Source organism: Brevundimonas sp. EU05-FHT14B11 (assembly GCF_058790835.1).
The window spans coordinates 1153614-1173496 of the sequence record NZ_JBYTCY010000001.1 but is presented as its reverse complement, the minus strand read 5'-3'; the positions used below and the strand labels follow the sequence as shown (position 1 = coordinate 1173496).

The 19883-nt window shown below is 68.2% G+C and carries 26 protein-coding genes; 17 read left to right on the top strand and 9 right to left on the bottom strand.

The genetic code is table 11. The annotated features are described in order from the left end of the window. Positions 1 to 6 precede the first annotated feature (6 nt). Both AC3WRV_RS05880 and AC3WRV_RS05875 read left to right on the top strand, forming a co-directional pair. A complete protein-coding gene (locus AC3WRV_RS05880) occupies positions 7 to 801 on the top strand; it encodes a uracil-DNA glycosylase (protein ID WP_492312504.1) in 795 nt (264 codons plus the stop codon). Between the two features lie 149 nt (positions 802 to 950). After that, the gene (locus tag AC3WRV_RS05875) at positions 951 to 2618 is read left to right on the top strand and encodes a lytic transglycosylase domain-containing protein (RefSeq protein ID WP_492312503.1); all 1668 of its coding nucleotides are present in this window, start codon (positions 951 to 953) and stop codon (positions 2616 to 2618) included. A 185-nt stretch (positions 2619 to 2803) separates the two neighbouring features. On the opposite strand, the gene AC3WRV_RS05870 is transcribed toward AC3WRV_RS05875, so the two are convergent. Both AC3WRV_RS05870 and AC3WRV_RS05865 read right to left on the bottom strand, forming a co-directional pair. Then, positions 2804 to 3448, bottom strand: a complete 645-nt coding sequence (locus AC3WRV_RS05870) for a glutathione S-transferase (RefSeq protein ID WP_291837778.1) — start codon at positions 3446 to 3448, stop codon at positions 2804 to 2806. Position 3449: 1 nt separating this feature from the next. Then, positions 3450 to 3968 (bottom strand): hypothetical protein, encoded by a 519-nt coding sequence (locus tag AC3WRV_RS05865; protein WP_492312502.1) that lies wholly within the window; start codon positions 3966 to 3968, stop codon positions 3450 to 3452. A gap of 76 nt (positions 3969 to 4044) precedes the next feature. Between AC3WRV_RS05865 and purB the strand changes: the two genes are divergently transcribed. Genes purB through AC3WRV_RS05845 form a run of 4 tightly spaced genes read left to right on the top strand, consistent with a single transcriptional unit; the run spans position 4045 to position 7295 of the window. Next, positions 4045 to 5346: an adenylosuccinate lyase gene (gene purB, locus AC3WRV_RS05860; protein ID WP_291837775.1), complete on the top strand. Its 1302-nt coding sequence runs from the start codon at positions 4045 to 4047 to the stop codon at positions 5344 to 5346. After that, positions 5346 to 6077 carry a 2OG-Fe(II) oxygenase gene (locus tag AC3WRV_RS05855; RefSeq protein WP_492312501.1) on the top strand — a complete coding sequence of 244 codons (732 nt, stop codon included), beginning with the start codon at positions 5346 to 5348 and terminating at the stop codon, positions 6075 to 6077. The genes purB and AC3WRV_RS05855 overlap by 1 nt, the downstream gene beginning before the upstream one ends. Continuing rightward, on the top strand, positions 6064 to 6579 hold the full coding sequence (locus AC3WRV_RS05850; RefSeq protein WP_492312500.1) for a DNA-deoxyinosine glycosylase: 516 nt from the start codon (positions 6064 to 6066) through the stop codon (positions 6577 to 6579). The genes AC3WRV_RS05855 and AC3WRV_RS05850 overlap by 14 nt, the downstream gene beginning before the upstream one ends. A gap of 56 nt (positions 6580 to 6635) precedes the next feature. Then, positions 6636 to 7295 carry a fasciclin domain-containing protein gene (locus tag AC3WRV_RS05845; RefSeq protein WP_492312499.1) on the top strand — a complete coding sequence of 220 codons (660 nt, stop codon included), beginning with the start codon at positions 6636 to 6638 and terminating at the stop codon, positions 7293 to 7295. Positions 7296 to 7372: 77 nt separating this feature from the next. Here the strand turns inward: AC3WRV_RS05845 and AC3WRV_RS05840 are convergent, their stop codons facing one another. After that, positions 7373 to 7696, bottom strand: coding sequence for a DUF1476 domain-containing protein (locus AC3WRV_RS05840; RefSeq protein WP_291837765.1), 324 nt, complete (start codon positions 7694 to 7696; stop codon positions 7373 to 7375). A 274-nt stretch (positions 7697 to 7970) separates the two neighbouring features. Here AC3WRV_RS05840 and purC point away from each other — a divergent pair, with 274 nt between their 5' ends. Genes purC through AC3WRV_RS05825 form a run of 3 tightly spaced genes read left to right on the top strand, consistent with a single transcriptional unit; the run spans position 7971 to position 9093 of the window. Then, positions 7971 to 8729, top strand: a complete 759-nt coding sequence (gene purC, locus AC3WRV_RS05835) for a phosphoribosylaminoimidazolesuccinocarboxamide synthase (RefSeq protein WP_492312498.1) — start codon at positions 7971 to 7973, stop codon at positions 8727 to 8729. After that, positions 8729 to 8965, top strand: a complete 237-nt coding sequence (gene purS / locus AC3WRV_RS05830; RefSeq protein WP_492312497.1) for a phosphoribosylformylglycinamidine synthase subunit PurS — start codon at positions 8729 to 8731, stop codon at positions 8963 to 8965. The genes purC and purS overlap by 1 nt, the downstream gene beginning before the upstream one ends. Further along, positions 8962 to 9093 (top strand): hypothetical protein, encoded by a 132-nt coding sequence (locus AC3WRV_RS05825; protein WP_492312496.1) that lies wholly within the window; start codon positions 8962 to 8964, stop codon positions 9091 to 9093. The genes purS and AC3WRV_RS05825 overlap by 4 nt, the downstream gene beginning before the upstream one ends. A gap of 2 nt (positions 9094 to 9095) precedes the next feature. On the opposite strand, the gene AC3WRV_RS05820 is transcribed toward AC3WRV_RS05825, so the two are convergent. Then, positions 9096 to 9842 (bottom strand): aspartyl/asparaginyl beta-hydroxylase domain-containing protein, encoded by a 747-nt coding sequence (locus tag AC3WRV_RS05820; RefSeq protein WP_492312495.1) that lies wholly within the window; start codon positions 9840 to 9842, stop codon positions 9096 to 9098. Further along, complete coding sequence (locus AC3WRV_RS05815; protein ID WP_291834489.1) at positions 9842 to 10486, bottom strand: N-acyl amino acid synthase FeeM domain-containing protein; 645 nt, start codon at positions 10484 to 10486, stop codon at positions 9842 to 9844. Before AC3WRV_RS05815 ends, AC3WRV_RS05820 begins: the two co-directional genes overlap by 1 nt. A 203-nt stretch (positions 10487 to 10689) precedes the next feature. On the opposite strand from AC3WRV_RS05815, the gene AC3WRV_RS05810 reads away from it, so the two are divergent. From AC3WRV_RS05810 to AC3WRV_RS05795, 4 genes are all read left to right on the top strand, one after another. Further along, the gene (locus AC3WRV_RS05810) at positions 10690 to 11160 is read left to right on the top strand and encodes a YbhB/YbcL family Raf kinase inhibitor-like protein (protein ID WP_492312494.1); all 471 of its coding nucleotides are present in this window, start codon (positions 10690 to 10692) and stop codon (positions 11158 to 11160) included. Between the two features lie 67 nt (positions 11161 to 11227). Beyond that, a complete protein-coding gene (locus AC3WRV_RS05805; RefSeq protein WP_492312493.1) occupies positions 11228 to 12505 on the top strand; it encodes an MFS transporter in 1278 nt (425 codons plus the stop codon). A 33-nt stretch (positions 12506 to 12538) separates the two neighbouring features. Beyond that, positions 12539 to 13201, top strand: a complete 663-nt coding sequence (gene purQ / locus AC3WRV_RS05800; RefSeq protein ID WP_291834499.1) for a phosphoribosylformylglycinamidine synthase subunit PurQ — start codon at positions 12539 to 12541, stop codon at positions 13199 to 13201. A gap of 61 nt (positions 13202 to 13262) precedes the next feature. Next, complete coding sequence (locus AC3WRV_RS05795) at positions 13263 to 13814, top strand: sugar O-acetyltransferase (protein ID WP_492312492.1); 552 nt, start codon at positions 13263 to 13265, stop codon at positions 13812 to 13814. A gap of 3 nt (positions 13815 to 13817) precedes the next feature. On the opposite strand, the gene AC3WRV_RS05790 is transcribed toward AC3WRV_RS05795, so the two are convergent. After that, positions 13818 to 14012: a hypothetical protein gene (locus tag AC3WRV_RS05790; protein ID WP_291834504.1), complete on the bottom strand. Its 195-nt coding sequence runs from the start codon at positions 14010 to 14012 to the stop codon at positions 13818 to 13820. Positions 14013 to 14090: 78 nt separating this feature from the next. On the opposite strand from AC3WRV_RS05790, the gene AC3WRV_RS05785 reads away from it, so the two are divergent. Then, the gene (locus AC3WRV_RS05785; RefSeq protein WP_492312491.1) at positions 14091 to 14888 is read left to right on the top strand and encodes a TspO-related membrane protein; all 798 of its coding nucleotides are present in this window, start codon (positions 14091 to 14093) and stop codon (positions 14886 to 14888) included. Here the strand turns inward: AC3WRV_RS05785 and AC3WRV_RS05780 are convergent. Both AC3WRV_RS05780 and AC3WRV_RS05775 read right to left on the bottom strand, forming a co-directional pair. After that, complete coding sequence (locus AC3WRV_RS05780) at positions 14885 to 15130, bottom strand: Tat pathway signal protein (RefSeq protein ID WP_291834510.1); 246 nt, start codon at positions 15128 to 15130, stop codon at positions 14885 to 14887. The two genes, AC3WRV_RS05785 and AC3WRV_RS05780, sit on opposite strands and share 4 nt — an antisense overlap. After that, on the bottom strand, positions 15130 to 15276 hold the full coding sequence (locus tag AC3WRV_RS05775) for a hypothetical protein (protein ID WP_291834513.1): 147 nt from the start codon (positions 15274 to 15276) through the stop codon (positions 15130 to 15132). Before AC3WRV_RS05775 ends, AC3WRV_RS05780 begins: the two co-directional genes overlap by 1 nt. Positions 15277 to 15381: 105 nt before the next feature. Here AC3WRV_RS05775 and purL point away from each other — a divergent pair, with 105 nt between their 5' ends. Genes purL through AC3WRV_RS05760 form a run of 3 tightly spaced genes read left to right on the top strand, consistent with a single transcriptional unit; the run spans position 15382 to position 19015 of the window. Further along, positions 15382 to 17580, top strand: a complete 2199-nt coding sequence (purL, locus tag AC3WRV_RS05770; RefSeq protein ID WP_492312490.1) for a phosphoribosylformylglycinamidine synthase subunit PurL — start codon at positions 15382 to 15384, stop codon at positions 17578 to 17580. Then, positions 17580 to 17939 (top strand): DUF305 domain-containing protein, encoded by a 360-nt coding sequence (locus AC3WRV_RS05765; protein ID WP_291834518.1) that lies wholly within the window; start codon positions 17580 to 17582, stop codon positions 17937 to 17939. The genes purL and AC3WRV_RS05765 overlap by 1 nt, the downstream gene beginning before the upstream one ends. Next, positions 17936 to 19015 carry a glycosyltransferase family 4 protein gene (locus tag AC3WRV_RS05760; RefSeq protein ID WP_291834521.1) on the top strand — a complete coding sequence of 360 codons (1080 nt, stop codon included), beginning with the start codon at positions 17936 to 17938 and terminating at the stop codon, positions 19013 to 19015. Before AC3WRV_RS05765 ends, AC3WRV_RS05760 begins: the two co-directional genes overlap by 4 nt. Here AC3WRV_RS05760 and AC3WRV_RS05755 read toward each other — a convergent pair. Then, positions 19012 to 19851, bottom strand: a complete 840-nt coding sequence (locus AC3WRV_RS05755; protein ID WP_492312489.1) for a DUF5694 domain-containing protein — start codon at positions 19849 to 19851, stop codon at positions 19012 to 19014. The genes AC3WRV_RS05760 and AC3WRV_RS05755 overlap by 4 nt on opposite strands. Positions 19852 to 19883 lie beyond the last annotated feature (32 nt).

Here is a 19883-nt window from a genome sequence, read left to right as displayed (position 1 = left end):
ACCGACATGAACGCCGCAACTCTCGACACCGCAGCCGCCGAAAGCCTGCTCGCCTTCTGGCGCGACGCGGGGGTCGACGGCTGTTTCGAGGACGCGCCAGTCGACCGCACCCACGTGGCCCCGCCGCCCGCCGTGAAGGCCGTGGCCAAGGCCACCGCCTCGGTGGTGGCGGCCCCGTCGGTAGGCGATGCGGCGTCCGAGGCGCGCCGCCTGGCCGCCGGAGCCGAGACGCTGGAAGCGCTGGGCGAGGCCATCGCCGCCTTCACGGGCTGTCCGCTGAAGGACATGGGCGCGCGGCAGCCGGTGTTCTCGCGCGGCGATCCGCAGGCGCCGGTCATGATCATCGGCGAGGGCCCCGGCGCGGACGAGGACGCGCGCGGCCAGCCCTTCGTCGGCAAGGCGGGCCAGTTGCTGGACCGGATGCTGGCCGAGGCCGGGCTGAAGGACCGGGTGTTCATCACCAACACCGTCTTCTGGCGGCCGCCGGGCAACCGGACGCCGACCCCGGCGGAGCAGGCCGCCTGCGCCCCCTTCGTGGAGCGGGCGTTCGCCCTGCTGCAGCCGAAGGCCGTGCTGCTGCTGGGCGCGGCGGCGTCGAAGTCGGTGCTGGGGACGGACGAGGGCATCATGCGCCTGCGCGGGCACTGGAAGGAATGGCGGCTGGCCGAGGGCAATGTCTCGGCGCCCGTGCTGCCGACCTTCCACCCCGCCTTCCTGCTGCGCACTCCGATGGCCAAGAAGGCGGCTTGGGCCGACCTGCTGGCGCTGGCGGCGCGGCTGGACGCCTCCGAATCCCGTTAACCTTCGCGACGCAAAAGCGCCCCAAAAATCGGGCAAATCTTGACATGGGTCGAGGCCATGGCGCCTTTCTGGCCTGACGACCGAACGAACAGCGGCCCAAAGGATCGAATCGAGACGATCCCGCAACCGCTCTCAGGGGGGCCGCCTCAGTGCCTGTATTTTTCCGCCGCGCGATCCTCGCGCCGACGCTGGCCATCGCGCTCGCCGCCTTCGGCGCGGCGGCGCACGCCTCCGACGACGACCGCCGCGCGCCGTCCGCGCTGAGCGCCGCGGACCGCCTGAGCTACACCACCGCCTTCGACGCCCTGCGCCGCGGAGACCTGGACGCCGCCCGCGCTTCGGCCCGGCAGGCCCAGGACCGCGTCCTGCTGGGCCAGGTCGAGTTCGAGCGGATGTTCCACGCCGACTACACCGCCACCTATGAGGAACTGGCGGCGTGGCTGGAGGAATATTACGACCTGCCCTGCGCCGACCGCGCCTACAATCTGGCCCTGCGCCGCCGTCCTGACGGGGCGCCCGAGCCGCGCCGTCCGTCCCGCTTCTCGAACCGGAGCTGGGCCGCCGCCTCGGCCGCCGGCCAGAACACCGAGGGCGATCCGATGAAGGCCGCCCGCGTCGCGCTGAACCGCGACGACCTGGCCGGCGCCGTGGTCATCGGACAGGAGATCGGCGACTGGTGGACCGTGGCCCTGGCCCAGTACCGGCTAGGCGAGTTCGGCGCCGCCGCCACCGCCTTCGAGCGCGTGCTGAACGATCCGACCGAGGACGGCTGGGTTCGCGCCGGCGCCGCCTTCTGGGCCGCGCGCTCGGCCGCGCGGTCGAGCCAGCAGGATCGGGTGCAGCCGCTGCTGCGCCGCGCCGCCATGTGGCCGGCGACCTTCTACGGCCAGATCGCCCTGCGCCAGCTGGGCGAAGAACCGACCATCGAGAACATGGGGCCGCGCCCCTACGGCGCCGCGGCCCTGCAGCAGGCCGCCTATACGCCGGACGAACCGGTCGGGGTCGACGCCGACGAGCTGGAAGAGTTCGTGCGGTCCGAGCCGCGCGCGCGTCGCACCGTGGCCTTCTACGAGGTCGGCCGCCGCACCGACGCCCGCGACGAGCTGCGCACCGGCATGCGCTCCGCCGTCACCGACCGCGCCCGCCAGCTGTGGGCCGCGCTCGGCCGCGCGCTGGGCCCGCGGGTGATGGGGTCGGAGAACGACGTCCGCCGCATCGACGCCAACAACTACGCCCAGCCGGTGATCGAGCCGGAGGGCGGCTTCACCATCGAACGCTCGCTGGTCTATGCGATCGCCCGCAAGGAGACGAGCTTCAACGCCCGCGCCCGCTCGGGCGCCGGGGCCTATGGCCTGATGCAGGTGATGCCGACCACCGCGGCCGAGCTGTCGGGCGACCGTGGTTTCGTCAGCGCGCCGGACCGGCTGTTCGATCCGTCGGTCAACGCCCGTATGGGCCAGGCCTATGTGAACCGCGTGCTGGCCCTGCCCGAGATCAACGGCGACCTGCTGCGCGTCGCGGCCTCGTACAACGCTGGGCCCGGACCGATGATGGCGGCGGTGCGCAAGCTGGGACCGGACGCCGACCCGCTGCTGCTGATCGAGACGATCGACGTGCCCCAGGCCCGCGACTACGTGGAGAAGGTGGTCGCGGCCTACTGGATCTATCAGCGCATGAACGGCCGTCCGCTGAATACCCTGGACGCCGTGGCCGGAGGCGCGACCCTGGCCCCGCTGAGCCTAGATTACGTGCCGCCGCCTCCGCCCGTTCCGGCGCAGCCGCTGGAAGTGGCCTCGGTGCAGCCGACGGGCGGCTAGATCCCCGCCAGCAGCAGGGCCGGAAGGCAGCAGGCGACGACGATCAGCAGGCCATAGACCAGCAGGCTGGGACGGCGGGCGACGGGCTGTTCGGCTTGCATGGACATGACGGACCTCGAACGCGTCGGCGTTCATCGGGCTCCAGACATACCGCCGTTGTCTTAAGGTCGGGTTCGGGTGCGCGGTTAACGCAACGCTTCGGCCGCCCATTCCAGGAAGTCGGGCTGGGCCAGCAGGACATCGCAATAGGCCTGGGCCGTCCCGTCGTCGCCGAAGTCGGCCAGATCGACCTGGAAGTGGCGGAAGCGGGTGGCGACCGGGGTGAAGAAGGCGTCCGGCACGGACCATGCTCCGAACAGATAGGGCCCGCCGGCGCCGAAGCGGCCGCGCATCTCCGTGAACAGCGAGACCAGCCGGCGGATGTCGCGCTCCAGCCCCGGATCGGACGGCAGGGGCGAACGGTCCGGACCGACCATGGTGTGATCCGGCCCCATGCCGCAGTGGGTTCGCAGCGCCGTGAAGCCGCCGTGCATCTCGCAGGCCGCCGACCGGGCCAGCCAGCGGGCGTGGGCGTCGGCGGGCCACAGCTTCGCCTCCGGATAGCGTTCGGCCGCCCAGACCGAGATGGCCATGGAGTCCCAGACGGTCTCGCCGTCGACCTTGAGCAGGGGGACCAGGCGCGAGGGCGAGATGCGCGCCAGCTCGATCTGGCCGGCCTCGGAATAGATGTCGATCTCGGTGGTGACGAAGTCCGCGCCGCAGCGCTTGAGCACCAGCCAGGGCCGCAGGGACCAGGTCGAATACAGGCGCGGGCCGATGATCAGTTCCATGCTACTCACCTGCCTTAACCCTATTCCACTCGCGCTTCAAAACCGCCTGTGCGAGCGACACTAATTCTCCGATCATATTGTTGTTGAGCTCATCTTTTGGCTTACCGGACAATTCGTCGGCGAGTTCTAGAATACGCCTGTGATCCTCTTCGTTCGGATTCAACCTCAGTTGAAGTTGGTGAAACAGCCTTGTCAATCGAGCGCTCGATTGGCGCACGCTAGCGGCATCACGGTCTATGTCGTTTAGTTTTGCGGTCAATAAATCACGTTCCGCTAAGAATTCAGCCAACTCGTCTCTGAGAGAATCCACCCATTTCTGCCGATTAGATGAGACTACATTGGCGTGAATTTGGCGCTGAACTGATGCGATTGCCGTGCTGGTTTGTTCACGTGCAATCCTGAGCGCGGAATTTCGCGTCACAAACCCCATTACCAAGGCGATAGAAGGACCAGCGACAGCAGCAACGCTCGCGACCACCAAGGTGGCGACAGGCAACCAATCGGGGGCGTTTTCTTTCACGAGGGACAATTCCAGCTGTTCATGAGGTAGGCAACAAACTTGACTCTAGCCCTACCTCAACTCACACCCCGCGCCCATGATCACGCGCTATTCCCGCCCCGACGCCGTCGCCATCTGGTCGCAAGAGACCAAGTACAAGATCTGGTTCGAGATCGAGGCCCACGCCGCCACCAAGATGGCCGAGCTGGGGGTGATTCCGACAGACGCCGCCGAGGCCATCTGGGCCAAGGGCAAGGACGCGGTGTTCGACGCCGACCGCATCGACGAGATCGAGCGCACCACCAAGCATGACGTCATCGCCTTCCTGACCCATGTGTCGGAAATCGTGGGCGAAGAAGCCCGTTTCCTGCACCAGGGCATGACCTCCTCGGACGTGCTGGACACCTGTTTCGCCGTGCAGCTGGCGCGGGCGTCAGACCTGCTGATCGGCGGCGTCGACCGGGTGCTGGCCGCGCTGGAGACCCGCGCCAAGGAACACAAGTTCACGCCGGAAGTCGGCCGCAGCCACGGCATCCACGCCGAGCCGATCACCTTCGGCCTGAAGCTGGCCGGCTATCACGCCGAGTTCCAGCGGGCGAAGCGCCGCCTGCTGACCGCCAAGGAAGAGATCGCCACCTGCGCCATCTCGGGCGCCGTGGGCACCTTCGCCAACGTCGATCCGGCGGTGGAGGCCTATGTGGCCGAGAAGATGGGCCTGCAGGTCGAGCCGGTCTCGACCCAGGTGATCCCGCGCGACCGTCATGCGGCCTTCTTCGCCGCGCTGGGCGTGGTCGCCTCGTCGATCGAGCGCCTGGCCACCGAGATCCGCCACCTGCAGCGCACGGAAGTCCTCGAAGCGGAGGAGTTCTTCGACAAGGGCCAGAAGGGCTCGTCGGCGATGCCGCACAAGCGCAACCCGATCCTGACCGAGAACCTGACCGGCCTGGCCCGTCTGGTCCGCTCGGCGGTCGTGCCCGCCATGGAAAATGTTGCGCTCTGGCATGAGCGGGACATCAGCCACTCGTCGGTCGAGCGCGGCATCGGGCCGGACGCCACCATCCATCTGGACTTCGCCCTGCACCGCCTGGCGAACGTGGTCGAGCGGCTGAACATCTATCCCGAGAACATGCAGAAGAACATCGACCTGCTGGGCGGGCTGGTGCACTCGCAACGGGTCATGCTGGCCCTGACGCAGGCGGGGGTGAGCCGGGAGGACGCCTATGCCGCCGTGCAGGAGAACGCCATGAAGGTCTGGCGCGGCGAGGGCCGGTTCCTGGACTTCCTGAAGGCCGACGCGCGGGTGACCCTGCCGGAAAGCCAGCTGGAGGCCCTGTTCGACCTCGGCTACCACACCAAGCACGTGGACACGGTGTTCGCCCGGGTGTTCGGCGCCGACTGATGAGCAATCCGCCGATCCGGATCAATTCCGACCTGGACCTGGCCGCCGCGGCGGCGAGTTACAAGCGCGACGGATGGGTCCAGATCGCCGACATCTTCGAGCCGGAGACGGCGGAGTATCTGGCGACGCTGCTGGAGACCCGCATCGACTGGGACCTGGCCTTCCAGGGCGAGGACGGCCGTCCCGCCGTGCTGAACCGGGACCAGATCGTGGCCCAGGGCGACGCGGCCCTGCAGCAGCGGCTGCGCGCGATGATGACCAAGGCGGGCGCCGGCTACGGCTTCCTGTACCTGGCCTATCCGCTGATCACCGCCTATCTGGCCGGCCGCGATCCGGGGCATCCGATCCACGGCCTGACCGAGTTCCTGAACGACGCCTTCGTGAAGCTTGGCGTGACCGTCACGGGACGGCAGGACATCGTCAAGGCGGACGGCCAGCTGACCCGCTACCGGCCCGGCGACTTCATCGGCCTGCACAACGACGTCGGCTCCGAGGCCAGCGACCGGCTGGTGGCCTATACGCTGGGCCTGACCCGGACGTGGCGCGCCGACTGGGGCGGCCAGCTGCTGTTCCACGATGCGGCCGGCGACGTGATCCGCGGCCACGCTCCGCGCTGGAACACCCTGACGCTGTTCGACGTCCCCCAGTATCACTCCGTCGCCCCTGTGGCCGCCTACGCCCAGGGGCCGCGGCTGTCCGTCGTCGGCTGGATGAGAAATGCCGGGCGCTGAAGACGGGCCGCGCAAGCGCGCCTTCGATCCGGTCGTGGACGCCGACACTCGCCTGCTGATTCTGGGCAGCCTGCCCGGCGACGCCTCGCTGCAGGCCGGGCAGTATTACGGCCATCCACAGAACGCCTTTTGGCGGCTGGTCGGCGGGGTGGTCGGGCGCGACCTGGCCGGCCTTCCCTACCCTGATCGGCTGGAGGCGCTGCGGGCGGCGCACGTCGGGCTTTGGGATGTGATCTCAGGCGCCGAGCGCAAGGGCAGCCTGGACGCGGACATCCGAAACGCCGAGACGGCGGACCTGAGGCGCCTCATCGCCGGATTGCCCGCGTTGAGGGCCGTGGCGTTCAACGGCGGGACAGCGGCCAAGATCGGACGGCGCTCTCTGGAAGGGGTGGAGGGGCTGGCCCTGATCGACCTGCCGTCGTCCAGCCCCGCCTACACGCTCGCCCGGGATGAAAAGGCCACGCGCTGGGCGGTGTTGGGGTCCTGGATCGAAAGAGCCTGATCCGGTCCGATTGACGCAGCGGCCATCCAATGCGGAACTCGGAACGTAAGCCTTCCATGACGCCGCCCCCGAGCGTCATCTCAGGAAGAAGCATCATGATGAAAATCACCCGCTACAGCGCACTTATCGCCGCGGCCGCCACCTCGACCCTTCTGATCGCCGCCTGCAGCAATGCGGAAGAGGCCGCACCCGCCGACAAGGCCGCGGTCGAAGCGACGGCTTCCGCCACGCAGGACCCGATGGTCGGCGGCGCCGCCATGAGCCCGAACGATACGATCGTGACCAATGCGGCCAAGGCGTCGAACCTGACGACCCTGGTCGCCGCCGTTCAGGCCGCCGGTCTGGCCGAAACGCTTGGCGGAGCCGGCCCCTTCACCGTCTTCGCACCGGACAACGCCGCCTTCGAGAAGGTGCCGGTCGCAGCACGAGAAAGCCTGATGGCGCCGGCAGGCAAAGCCGACCTGACCAAAATCCTGACCTATCACGTCGTCCCCGGCCGGCTGACCGCCGCCGATATCGCCGCTCAAGCCCAAGCCAACGGCGGCACGGCGACGCTGACGACCGTAGAAGGCGGCGCGCTGACCGTCACCGCGGGCCCGAACGGCACCTGGGTCATCACGGATGAAAACGGCGGTCGCTCGACGATCACGCAGGCCGACGTCGGCCAGTCGAACGGCATCGTTCACGTCATCGATACGGTGCTGATGCCCAAGTAATCCCGCGCCCATATCGTCCTGAAACGACAAAGGCCGCCCTGTGAGGGGCGGCCTTTTCTACATTCTCAGGCGTCGGCTTATTCGCCGTTGCGGATCTGCTCGCGCGCGACCGACGACAGCTCGTCCATCTTGCGGCGGATTTCACCTTCCGAGACGGTCAGGCCGGCGCCTTCGAGGTCCTGGGCGATCTTGCGGTAGACGTCTTCCTCGCCCGGCTGCTCGAAATCGGCTTTCACGACCGCTCCGGCGTACTGGGCGGCGCTATCGGCGGACAGGCCCATCTTCTCGGCGGCCCACAGACCCAGCAGCTTGTTGCGGCGGGCGACGGCCTTGAATTCCTGTTCCTGATCGAGTGCGAACTTGGACTCGAAGCCCTTTTCCCGATCGTCGAAGGTAGTCATGGGCGTCCGCAGGCTCCGTCAGGCGGCCCAGGGAGTGGCCGCGTCGGGGTGTCTATAGCCCCCCGTGAGCCGAACGCAACCGGAACCCGCCGGGTTGCGGCGGCATGCCGTGCGACGGTGTCGTCGACGCCCGCCGTTTGTATCCAGCACCGGCTTCCGCTAAGGAGACCGCGACGATTTTACCCGCCCGCCCGATTCCGGATCGCGCTGACCAGACCTACGCGCTGGCCGCGCGATTTTCGTTTCTGACGAGGCCCCGCCCGGACGAGACCCCATGAACGTCAAGCGCAAGAAGCTCTACGAGGGCAAGGCCAAGATCCTGTACGAAGGACCTGAGCCCGGCACCCTGATCCAGTATTTCAAGGACGACGCCACCGCCTTCAACGGCGAGAAGAAGGCCCAACTCGAGGGCAAGGGCGTCATCAACAACCAGATCAGCGAATTCGTCATGTCGCGCCTGAACGGCATCGGCGTGACCAATCACTTCATCAAGCGGCTGAACCTGCGCGAGCAGCTGATCCGCGAAGTCGAGATCATTCCGCTGGAAGTGGTGTGCCGCAACGTCGTGGCCGGCTCGATGAGCCAGCGCCTGGGCATCGCGGAAGGCACGCCCCTGCCCCGCTCGATCATCGAGTTCTACCTGAAGAAGGACGAGCTCAACGACCCGATGGTCACCGAAGAGCACATCACCGCCTTCAACTGGGCCTCGACCCAGGAGCTGGACGACATCCTGGCGATGACCGTGCGGGTGAACGACTATCTGTCGGGCATGTTCGGCGCCGTCGGCATCACCCTGGTGGACTTCAAGATCGAGTTCGGCCGCATCTGGGAGAACGATTTCGCCCGGGTGATCCTGGCCGACGAGATCAGCCCGGACAGCTGCCGTCTGTGGGACACCACAACCGGTGAGAAGCTGGACAAGGACCGCTTCCGCCGCGATCTGGGCAATGTCATCGAAAGCTATACGGAAGTCGCGCGTCGCCTGGGAATCATGAAGGGCATGCCGACGGTGATTCAGGGGGGACTGCACTAATGGCCAAGGTGAAGGTGCATGTGTTCCTGAAACCCGGCGTGCTGGATGTTCAGGGCAAGGCCGTCGAAGGCGCGCTGAACGGTCTGGGCTGGGGCGGCGTAGCCAACGCCCGCGTCGGCAAGCTGATCGAGTTCGATTTCAACGGCGAAGGCGACCCCGCCGCCGAGACCAAGAAGATGTGCGAGCAGCTGCTCGCCAACACCGTGATCGAAAGCTACCGCATCGAGGTCGCGTGAAACGCGTCCTGAAGCTGCTGGTCGTCGTCTTTATCATCGGCGGGTGCGTGGTGTTCGCCGCCGCCCTGGCCGGCGGGCTCATGGACGACAGCGCCTTCACCCCCGCGGTCAAGGGCGCGGCGCACTAGAATCACCGGGCGCCCTCACGGCGTCGGGCCCGCCAGTCGTCGTAGTTCTGCTTTGCCTCACGCACATAGGGCGATCGGCTGATAAGGCCGATCACCAGTTGGTTGAGCAGGGAAACCGGGAACGGCAGAGGCCTGACGAAGTCCACGAAGAGGACGACCCTGATCTCATCCGTGTCATTGCCCGCGCTGTGGACAAAGCTGTCGTCGAAGACGAGGCTTCCTCCAGCCCGCCAATGGCGGCGCTCGCCCCCGACGTCCAGCCAGGCGTTCTCGGCGGCGCGAGGCACCACCAGGCCGAGGTGATAGCGAAGGACGCCCTTGTAAGGACCGCGATGGGGCGGAATCCGCTTCATCGGCTCGAGTATCGAAAAGAAGGCGGTGGTCATCCGCGGTATCTTCCGCAACGCCGCCCACGTCTTGGGGCAGGCTTGGCAGTTGTCCGGAAAATCGACGCCGTAGCCGCGGAAGAAGTAGGTTTTCCAGCGGCCGTCGTTGGTGAGTTTTTCCTGGTCCGTGGAGATCACCTCGAACCCCGGCACCTCGTCCAGGTTGGCGGTCAACGCCGCCAGTTCCCGCACGATATCCGGATGGGCCGCCTCGAGCACGGACGTCCAGGGAAACAGGGCCGGATCGAAGAAGTGGCTGTCCCCCACGGGCGATGTCCGGGCGATCAGGGCCTCGATATGGCGGATGATCCCGCCGGCCATTTGCAGCGTCCGGGGCGGATCGACCTCGTCCAGCTGCGCCATCATCCCTCTCCCCTTCGGTCCATGACCGTTTTCAACGCGCCGTCGACGATCGCGCGGTCCGCCCCGTCGAGCTGGAAGCGGCGTTCGCCCCTGTTGTCCAACCGGGCGACAAGATCGCCGGTGTCCTGAATGTAGAGGGAAAGCGGATGACGCCGCCCGGGATAGCTCCGGGCCTCGCACGCCAACCTTCCCCCGAAGACGTGCCGATAGAACAGGCCGTGCTTTCCGCGGGCCGTCGCGATCATCTTTGACGGCGAGAGCCGTCCGGCGATGTGGATGGACACGGCGAGCAGCCTGTACGCCGCATCGATCCGCTCCCTGGACAGCGCCGACCGTACGCAAAACCCGCTGGAATCGACGATCCGAACCCCTCGGTCCAGTTCAGGGCCAAGCACGTCGGGAAAGACGTGGTGCGCGGGAGATGTCCTCACCTTGCCCCCGAGAACATGAATTCGCATCACGGCCATGATCTCGTCGCGCTCCACAATTCCGACGACGACGCAATTGGAGCTGGCGTCGAAATCCTCATCGACGGCCAGGGTGTCCTCATCGAGGTTGCCCGAGCCTTCGAACATGTCGCGACGGAACTGAGCCGTACGGCGAACCTCCTCTTCGGTCGTGAAATGAAAGAGCGTCTGGGACACGGCCACGCTTGATGTTTGATCTTACTCAAGCGGGAAAATCCGGCAGGCGCAACCGCTTCGCGATGCGTCGGGAGCTCGATCATCTCGTGTCCGCGGCCGTACAGCTGCCGCATGCCGATCCTCCACAACGGAAGTTTCGCAGGGACGCGACGGCGCAGTATCTGATGCGTTAGGCTCGACGGACGCGGAAGCCCGGAGCGAGCATGCCTTTCACCCTGACCTCCAACGACATCACCGACGGCGGCGTGCTGCCGGACGCGCAGGTGCAGGCCAAGGGCAACGCCTCGCCGCATCTGAAGTGGTCGGGCGCGCCCGAGGGCACGAAGAGCTACGCGGTCACCTGCTATGATCCGGACGCGCCGACGGGCTCGGGCTTCTGGCACTGGACCGTGGCCAACATCCCGGCCGAAGTGAGCGAACTCCCCGCCGGCGGTCCCGTCCCGGCCGGCGCGGTCGAGGGCCGCACGGACTTCGGCGCGCCCGGCTTCGGCGGCGCCGCCCCGCCTCCCGGCCACGGCCCGCACCGCTACATCTTCACCGTCTTCGCCGTGGATACGGACAAGCTGGACGTGACGCCGGACAATTCGGGCGCCGTGTTCGGCTTCAACCTGCATTTCCACACCCTGGCCAAGGCGACGATCACCGCCACCTACGAGAACACCGGCCAGGGCTGAGGCGTCCCGCAACGGTAAGTGATCGCCGTCCAGACGCGCCGGGTTGAAGGCGGCGAGGGCGCCGCCCATGTTGCAGTGCAACATTCCCTCCTCCCCGGTGATCGCCATGTCCCCTGCCGACTGCACGACCTGCAGCGACGCCGATGTCGTTTCCGAAACGCCTGCGCGCGGCCCCTTGGCGGTCAGCCTGGTGCTGACGGCTCTGGCGATGGGCGGGTTCGCCATCGGGATCACCGAGTTCGCGGCGATGAGCGTGCTTCCGGACTTCGCCAGGGGCCTGGGCGTCGACGAGCCGACCGCCGGCCACGCCATCAGCGCCTATGCGGCCGGGGTGGTGGTGGGCGCGCCCCTGCTGGCCGCGTTCGGGGCGCGGCTGCCGCGCTGGATTCTGCTGATCGTGCTCATGGGCCTGTTCGCGGCGGCCAATACGCTGAGCGCCCTGTCGCCGAATTTCGAGACCATGCTGGTGTTCCGCTTCCTCAGCGGTCTGCCGCACGGGGCCTATTTCGGCGTCGCGGCGCTGGTCGCCGCGTCGATCGTACCACTGAAATTCCGCACCCGGGCGGTGTCGACCCTGCTGATGGGACTGACCCTCGCGACCGTGCTGGGCGTGCCGGTGGTCAATCTGATCAGCCAGGCGCACGGCTGGCGCTGGACCTTCGGCATCGTCGGAATGCTGGCGGTGCTGACCATGACGCTGGTGGCCCTGTTCGCGCCGCGCGATCCGGCGCATCCGGACGCCAGCCCCCTGCGCGAACTGAAGGCGCTGAAGAACCGGCAGGTCTGGCTGACGCTCGGCGTCAGCGCCATTGGCTTCGGCGGCATGTTCGCGGTCTACGCCTACCTGGCCTCGACCCTGCGGGAGGTGACGGGCGTGGGTCCGGAGGTTCTGCCCTGGGTCTTCGCCGTTTTCGGGGTCGGCATGTTCAGCGGCAACCTGCTGGGCGCCTGGGCCGGGGACCGGTTCGGCTTCAAGGCCGCGGCCGGAGTGCTGATCTGGAGCGCGGCGTCCCTGGCCCTGTATCCGCTGGCCTCGCATCACCTATGGTCGATGCTGGTCATCGTGCTGTGCGTCGGCGCCGGCGGCGGACTGGGCGCGATCCTGCAGACCCGGCTGATGGATGTGGCCGGCGAGGCGCAGACGCTGGCGGCGGCCCTGAATCACTCGGCCTTCAACACCGCCAACGCGCTGGGCCCGCTGCTGGCGGGCGCGGCGGTGGCGGCCGGATTCGGCTGGGGTTCGACGGGCTGGGTGGCCGTGGGACTGACGCTGGGCGGCCTGGCCATCTGGCTCTGGGCCTGGCTGGACGGACGCGTCTCGCGCCCGACCGTCACGGCGGCCTGACAAACGCCCCGAACCCTGCTAGGAGGCCGCGCCATGAGCGCAGCCGTCATCGTCTTCCCCGGTTCCAACTGTGATCGCGATTGCAAGGTCGCCGTCGAACGCTCCACCGGCGAGCAGGTCCAGATGGTGTGGCATCAGGAGACCGAGCTGCCACAGGGCCTCGACCTGATCGTCCTTCCGGGCGGCTTCTCCTACGGCGACTATCTGCGCTGCGGCGCTATGGCGGCGCAGGCCCCGATCATGCAGGCGATCCGCAAGGCCGCCGACGACGGCGTGGCTGTCCTGGGCATCTGCAACGGCTTCCAGGTGCTGTGCGAGGCCGGGATGCTGCCGGGCGCCCTGCTGCGCAACTCGGGCCTCAAATACGTCTGCAAGCCGATCAGCCTGACGGTCGCGAACGGCCAGACCCGCTTCACCTCGGGCTACCAGGGCCAGCGCGAGGTCGTCATGACCCAGGGCAACGGCGACGGGAACTACTTCGCCGACGCCGAGACGCTGGCGCGGCTTGAGGGCGAGGGCCAGGTGGTGTTCCGCTACGTCGACAACCCCAACGGCTCGGTCGCCGACATCGCCGGCATCCAGAACGCGCGCGGCAACGTGCTGGGCATGATGCCCCACCCGGACCGGGCCTTCGAGGCCGAGCTGGGTTCGGCGGACGGCGCCACCCTGTTCCAGAGCATCTACAACGCCGCCTGATCGGGCTTGACCCGGGCCGTCCGAGCGGTCGTTCTCCGGACTGGAGAGCGAAGGGGCGCCCATGTTCATCAGTGAACGCCAGAAGATGATCTCGGGGCAGCCGTACAATCCCGGCGATCCCGAACTTCAGGCCGACCAGATCGCCGCCAAGCAGTGGATGGTGCGCTACAACGCCTCGCTGGCGGCGACGCCGGCGGACAGGCGCGACCTGCTGCGCCAGCGGCTGGGCGAGGTCGGCGAAGGCGCGGTGATCCGCCCGCCCTTCCACTGCGACTACGGCTACAACATTCGTCTGGGCCGCAATGTCTTTCTGAATTTCAACTGCGTGATCCTGGACGTGTGCGAGGTCGAGATCGGCGACCTGACGCAGATCGGGCCGGGGGTGCAGATCCTGGCCGCCGACCATCCACGCGATCCCGGCGAGCGGGCGCGCGGCATGGAATTCGGCAAGCCCATCACGATCGGGCGCAACGTCTGGATCGGCGGCGGGGCGCTGATCCTGCCGGGCGTGACCATCGGCGAGGACGCCGTCGTCGGCGCAGGATCGGTCGTCACCCGGGACGTGGCTTCGGGCGCGACCGTGATGGGCAATCCGGCTCGCGCGAGACGCTGACCGTCAGTTTTCCAGATCGTCCGCGATATTGCGGACCACCGGATCGCCCGGCTCGTCATCCTCGTCGACATCGGGCGTGACGATCCCGCCCGGATCGCGCTGGGCCTTCAGCTCACGCTCGCCGAGGCCGAGGCCCTGCTCACGCGCGCGGTCCGTCTGGACGAAGTCGGTTTCGAAATGGGGTTTCTCTTCAGCCATCGGTCTTCTCCGCAGATATGAAGAGGGAACCGGTCCGGGACCCGGCGGTTCCGATGAAGCGTCGCCGCAGGAGCTTGCATGTCGTCCATCATCCGCCCCACCGCCGCCCAGCAGACCCGGCGTCTGATCGTTCTGGCCTGCGCGGTCTTCGCCGTCGTCGTCGCCCAGGCGCAGATGCTGCTGGGCTGGGGCCAGACCGCGGGCGAGTTCGCGGCGGACAGCGACGCGACCCTGAAGGTGGCGGGCTACGCCTTCGCCATCTGGGGCGTGATCTATCTGGGGCTGTTGATCTACGCGGTGCGGCAGGCGCTGCCCGCGACGGGCGAGAGCGCGCTGCTGACACGGCTGGGCTGGCCGTCGGCGGCGGCCTTCCTCGGCATCGGCTGGTGGATCGTGGCGGCGGCCGTGGACTGGGAGGCCGGCACGGTGATCCTGATCTTCGGCTCGCTGCTGGTGCTGCTGGTTCCGCTGCTGCTCAACGCTCGGACCATCCGGGCCCTGCCCCGCACCGACCGGGAGCGCTGGACCGTGGTCTGGCCGCTGGCCCTGCTGGCCGGCTGGCTGGGCGTGGCCGCCCCGGTGAACCTGCTGACGGTGCTGACCGGCAACGGCGACCTGCCGACCGTGCTGTCCCCCACCGTGTGGGCCCTGCTGGCCATCGTCGTCGTGATGGTGAAGGCGCTGGCCGTCACATGGACGATGCGCACTCCCGCCTACGCCCTGCCGATCGCCTGGGGCCTGCTGGGGGTGTTCGTGGCCGAGGTTGAGCGCAATCCGGCGCTGGCGGGCGGCGCGATGGTGGCGTCCGGCCTGACGCTGGTCGGCGCCTTCATCCTGACCTTCCGGCTGAAGCCGCCGGTCGAGAAACCGAACTAGAGGCGTCCGGCGAAGGGCGGGGCGCCGGGCTCGGGATCATCGGGGTCGTCGTCCGCGGCGCCCACGTCGAAGGCGCCTGATTCGTCGAAGCCGACGCTGCCGACGCCCGTGGCCGAACCGGTCAGGCGCTGGCGGCTGGCCATGGCCAGTTCTGGGGCCAGCGCCTTCAGCCGGGCCGCCTCCACCGGATCGTTCGAAAGGTCCATCTGCTGATGGTCGGGGGTGATGTCGTCGCGGCGCATCAGTCGTCCTCCTGTCCGCCGTCGTCATTAGCCGCCTCGCGGGCGGCGCGTTCGGCCAAGGCCGTGGCGCCGGCGTCATCAGCGGCGATGGTCGGGGTGTCCGGGTCTTCCGGCGTGGCGGCCGGATCGATGGGCTGGTCGGGCATGGGAGGCTCCTTCAGCGGGCGTTCCCCGATTCAATGGCCACGCGGGGCCGATGTTCCGCTCTGCAAGGCTGACAGAGGGGTCTTCTGTCGCTAGAAGGCCGGGCCATGAGCGCTCCTGAAAAGACCATGGCCGAGCTGGCCGCCGAATACGGCCTGGCCCCGAACGAATATCAGGTCGTCCTCGACCGACTGGGCCGCGAGCCCAACCATGTCGAACTGGGCGTCTTCTCGGTGATGTGGTCCGAGCACTGCTCGTACAAATCCTCCAAGATCCATCTGGGCAAGTTCCCGACCAAGGGACCGCGCGTCATCTGTGGGCCGGGCGAGAACGCCGGCGTCATCGACATCGACGACGGCGACGCCTGTATCTTCAAGATGGAGAGCCACAACCACCCGTCCTACATCGAGCCCTATCAGGGCGCGGCGACGGGCGTGGGCGGCATCATGCGTGACGTCTTCACCATGGGTGCGCGCCCGGTGGCGTTGCTGAACGCCCTGCGCTTCGGCGACGTGAACCACGAGAAGACCAAGCGTCTGGTCTCGGGCGTGGTCTCGGGCATCGGCGGCTACGGCAACTGCGTCGGGGTTCCGACCGTGGCCGGCGAGACGAATTTCCACGCCGGCTACAACGGCAACATCCTGGTCAACGCCATGTGCGTGGGCCTGGCGAAGTCGGACGCGATCTTCTACTCGGCCGCGCCGTCGGCGGGCTTCAGCGTGGTGTATTTCGGCTCTAAGACCGGCCGCGACGGCATCCACGGCGCGACCATGGCCTCTGCCGAGTTCGACGAGGATTCGGACGAGAAGCGTCCCACGGTTCAGGTCGGCGATCCCTTCGCCGAGAAGCTGCTGATCGAGGCGACGCTGGAGCTGATGGCCTCGGGCGCGGTCGCCGCGATCCAGGACATGGGCGCGGCGGGCCTGACCTCGTCGTCGGTCGAAATGGCCGGCAAGGGCGGCGTCGGCATCGAGCTGAACATGAACGCCGTGCCCCAGCGCGAAGAGGGCATGACCGCCTATGAGATGATGCTGTCGGAAAGCCAGGAGCGGATGCTGGCGGTCCTGAAGCCGGGCCGCGAGGCCGACGGCCACCGCATCTTCGAGAAATGGGGCCTGGACGCCGCCGTGATCGGCGTGACCACCGACACCGGCCGCCTGGTGCTGAAGCATCACGGCGAGACGGTCTGCGACGTGCCGCTGGCCCCGCTGTTCGACGACGCGCCGATGTACGACCGTCCGTGGGTCCAGCCGGCGCTGCACCCGCGCCTCGATCCGAAGGAGGTCCCCGCGCCCGAGAGCTGGGTCGATGCGGTGATCAAGGTGCTGACCTGCCCCGACATGGCCTCCAAGCGCTGGATCTGGGAGCAGTACGACCGTCACGTGATGGCCGACACCCTGCAGGATTCGTCCACCGGCGCGGACGCCGGGGTGGTCCGCGTGCACGGGACGGACAAGGGGCTGGCCGTCACCTCGGACTGCACCCCGCGCTACGTCCAGAACGACCCCTATGAGGGCGGCAAGCAATGCGTGGCCGAGGCCTGGCGCAACCTTACCGCCGTTGGCTCCCTGCCCATCGCGATCACCGACAACCTGAATTTCGGCAACCCGCAGCGCCCCGAAATCATGGGCCAGATCGTGCGCGCGATCGACGGCATGGCCGAGGCCTGCCGCGACCTGGACTTCCCGGTCGTGAGCGGCAACGTCAGCCTCTACAACGAGACCAACGGCGCCGCGATCCCGCCGACCCCGACGGTCGGCGCCGTGGGCCTGCTGTCCAACTATGACGTGACCGTCGGCTTCGGCGGCGCTGTCGAAGGCGACGTGCTGGTGCTGATCGGCGAGACGCACGGCGAGCTGGGCGCCTCGATCTATCTGCGCGAAGTGCTGGGCCGCGAGGACGGCGCCCCGCCGCCCGTCGATCTGAAGCTGGAGCGCAAGACCGGCGACTTCGTGCGCGACCTGATCACGAAGGGCGACCTGACCTGCGTTCACGACCTGTCCGACGGCGGCCTGATCGGCGCGGCGGCGGACATCGCCCTGGCCTCGGACGTCGGGGTCGAGCTGGACGCCACCTCGGCGACCCACGCCCACGTCTTCCTGTTCGGCGAAGACCAGGCCCGCTACCTGGTCGCCGTGTCCGACCCGACCGAGGTCATCGCCAAGGCCCAGGCCGCCGGCCTGCACGCGTCGGTCGTCGGCCGCGCCAAGGGCCGGGACTTCCGCTCGGGCGAGCTGTTCACCCTGCCGCTGGATCACCTGCGCGAGATGCACGAAAGCTGGATGCCGAACTGGATGAACGGCTGATGCGCGTCGCCGTGTCAGGGCTGGCTGCAATCCTGACGCTGGCCGCCTGCGACGGCGGCGGCGACCCGGTCGAGCAGGCCCTGCGCGAGACGGCGGCGGCGAACCAGTCGGCGACCGTGACCTATGACGAGAGCGCCGCGCCTCAAGGGGTTAGTCCCCCGGCCGCGCCCACCGAAGCCGAGGCCGCCTACGCCGAGGTGATGATCCGGGAGAACCGCGAGGCCATCACCACGGCGCGCGCCGTTCTGGCGGACTCCCGGGACCCACGCATTCGCCGGTCGGCACAGGCGGTCATCGACAACCGGACGCGTGAGATCGCCGAGCTGGAATCGTTCGTCCCGAGCGCCCCCGCCGAATGAGAATCGCGATCGTCCTGCCCCCGGGCGGCCTGTTCGCTGTTGAGCAGCCGAACTCCATCGAGACGGTGATCCGGACGCTGGCCACGCAGGCGGGCGAAGACGAAGTCCTGAAGATCTTCTGCGACGAGGGCGCCAGGACGCACGGCGATCTGCCGGTGCACGTCACGCCGGCGGGCGGCGACCGCCACGAGCGTCTGGTCCAAGCCCTGGAAGCCTTCGCGCCGGACATCATCGAGTTTCACCAGCACGCCATCAGCGCCGCCCGGTTGGCCCGTCGGTTCCCAAAGGCGCTTCGGCTGCTGTACCGCCACAATGACGTCAAAGCGCCTCGCAACCCGATCGACATGTGGCGCTACCGCCAGCGCTACAAGGCGTTCGACGGGCTGATCTTCGTCAGCGAGGCGTCCCGCGCCGCCTTCATCGCGGTCTATCCCACCTTCGCCGATCGCGCCTTCGCGGTGCGAAATCCGATCGACGCCACGCTATGGGCCGCATCCCCGGACACCCGTGAGCCGCTGATCGTCTTCGCCGGTCGCGCCATTCCGGAAAAGGGCATGGACCTGCTGTGCGAGGCGCTGCCGGACGTGCTGAACCGGCATCCCGAGTGGCGGGCGGAGCTGTTCCTCGGCGACTGGCGGAAACACGTGGGCTGGGCCGGACCTCACGTCGAGCGGATGCTGGCGCGCACGGACCGGGTCGTCATCCGGCCCCATGCCCCGCTGACCGAGGTGCGGGAGGCGACGCGGCGCGCCGCCATCGCCGTGGTCCCGTCCGTCTGGGCCGAGCCGCTGGGCCTGTCGGCATTGGAGGCCCACGCCGCCGGAGCGGCCCTGGTGTCTTCCGGCCGAGGCGGTCTGCGGGAGGTCAGCGGTCCGCACGCCGTCTATGTCGAGCCTCTGACCGCTGATGCGTTGGCGACCGCCATCGAGGCCCTGATCACCGATCCGGAACGGCGCCTGGCCCTGGCCCGCACCGGCCAGGACCACGTGATGAAAACGCACACGCCCGCCGCGCGCGCGGCCGAACTGTCGGCCCTGCGCCGCCGCCTGCTGGACGCCCGGGCGGTCGCGCCCTAGGGCAGCAGGTAGTCGTTGGGCTCGACCAGCTTGTAGCCCGGCGTGGTGCTGACCATCTGGCGGAGCCAGTAGTTGTGGCCGGCGCCGTAAAGGATCACGATCCGGTCGCCCGGTCGCGCGACCTGCCTCAGGTGGGCGAAGATGACGGCGTTGCGGGTGTACCAGCGGCCGTTGAGGACGGCGCCCGGCTGGGCGTCGCCGGCGCCGAACGTCAGGAGCTGGGCGTAGACGCCCTGACCGTAGGCGATGTGCTCGGGCGTGTTCATCCAGGCCAGCAGTTCAGCCACCGTGCCGGTGTGCTGGCGGCGTTCCATCTCGGCCGAGATGGCGCCCATCTGATCGTTCAACGCGGCGAAGTCGGCGTCGCGGCCGTTGGCCCGCACCCACTGGATCACCTCGTCGAACGGGAAGTAGGAGGGCTGGCCTTCCCGGTCGTTCTCGTCGATGGCGTAGACGCGCTGGATCCCCAGGTCGTGGGCGAGCCGGTAGCCGATCTGCACCCGCTCGTCGGCGTCGGTCAGCACGTCGGCGGGCGTGTAGTTCGGATAGGCCTGATCGAGCAGGGTCGTCCGGTCGTCCGCGATCCGCTCGATGCCCAGGGCGGTGGGGTTGAACCGCGCCAGCGCCCGCGACACGGCCTGAAGCTGGGCCTGTTTCTCCGGCGTCAGGACCGAGTCGATGCGGGCGTTGTGAACGTCCTGACCCGGATTATCCATGTGATAGCTGCCGAGGATCATCACCTCGATGGGCGCGGGTTCAGGCGCCGGTGCGGCGGTCTGGGCCAGGGCGGCGGTCGGCATGACAAGGGCGACGAGGGCCGCGACGACTTTCAGCATGATGATCTCCCCGGAGGCTTTCACCTCTATGA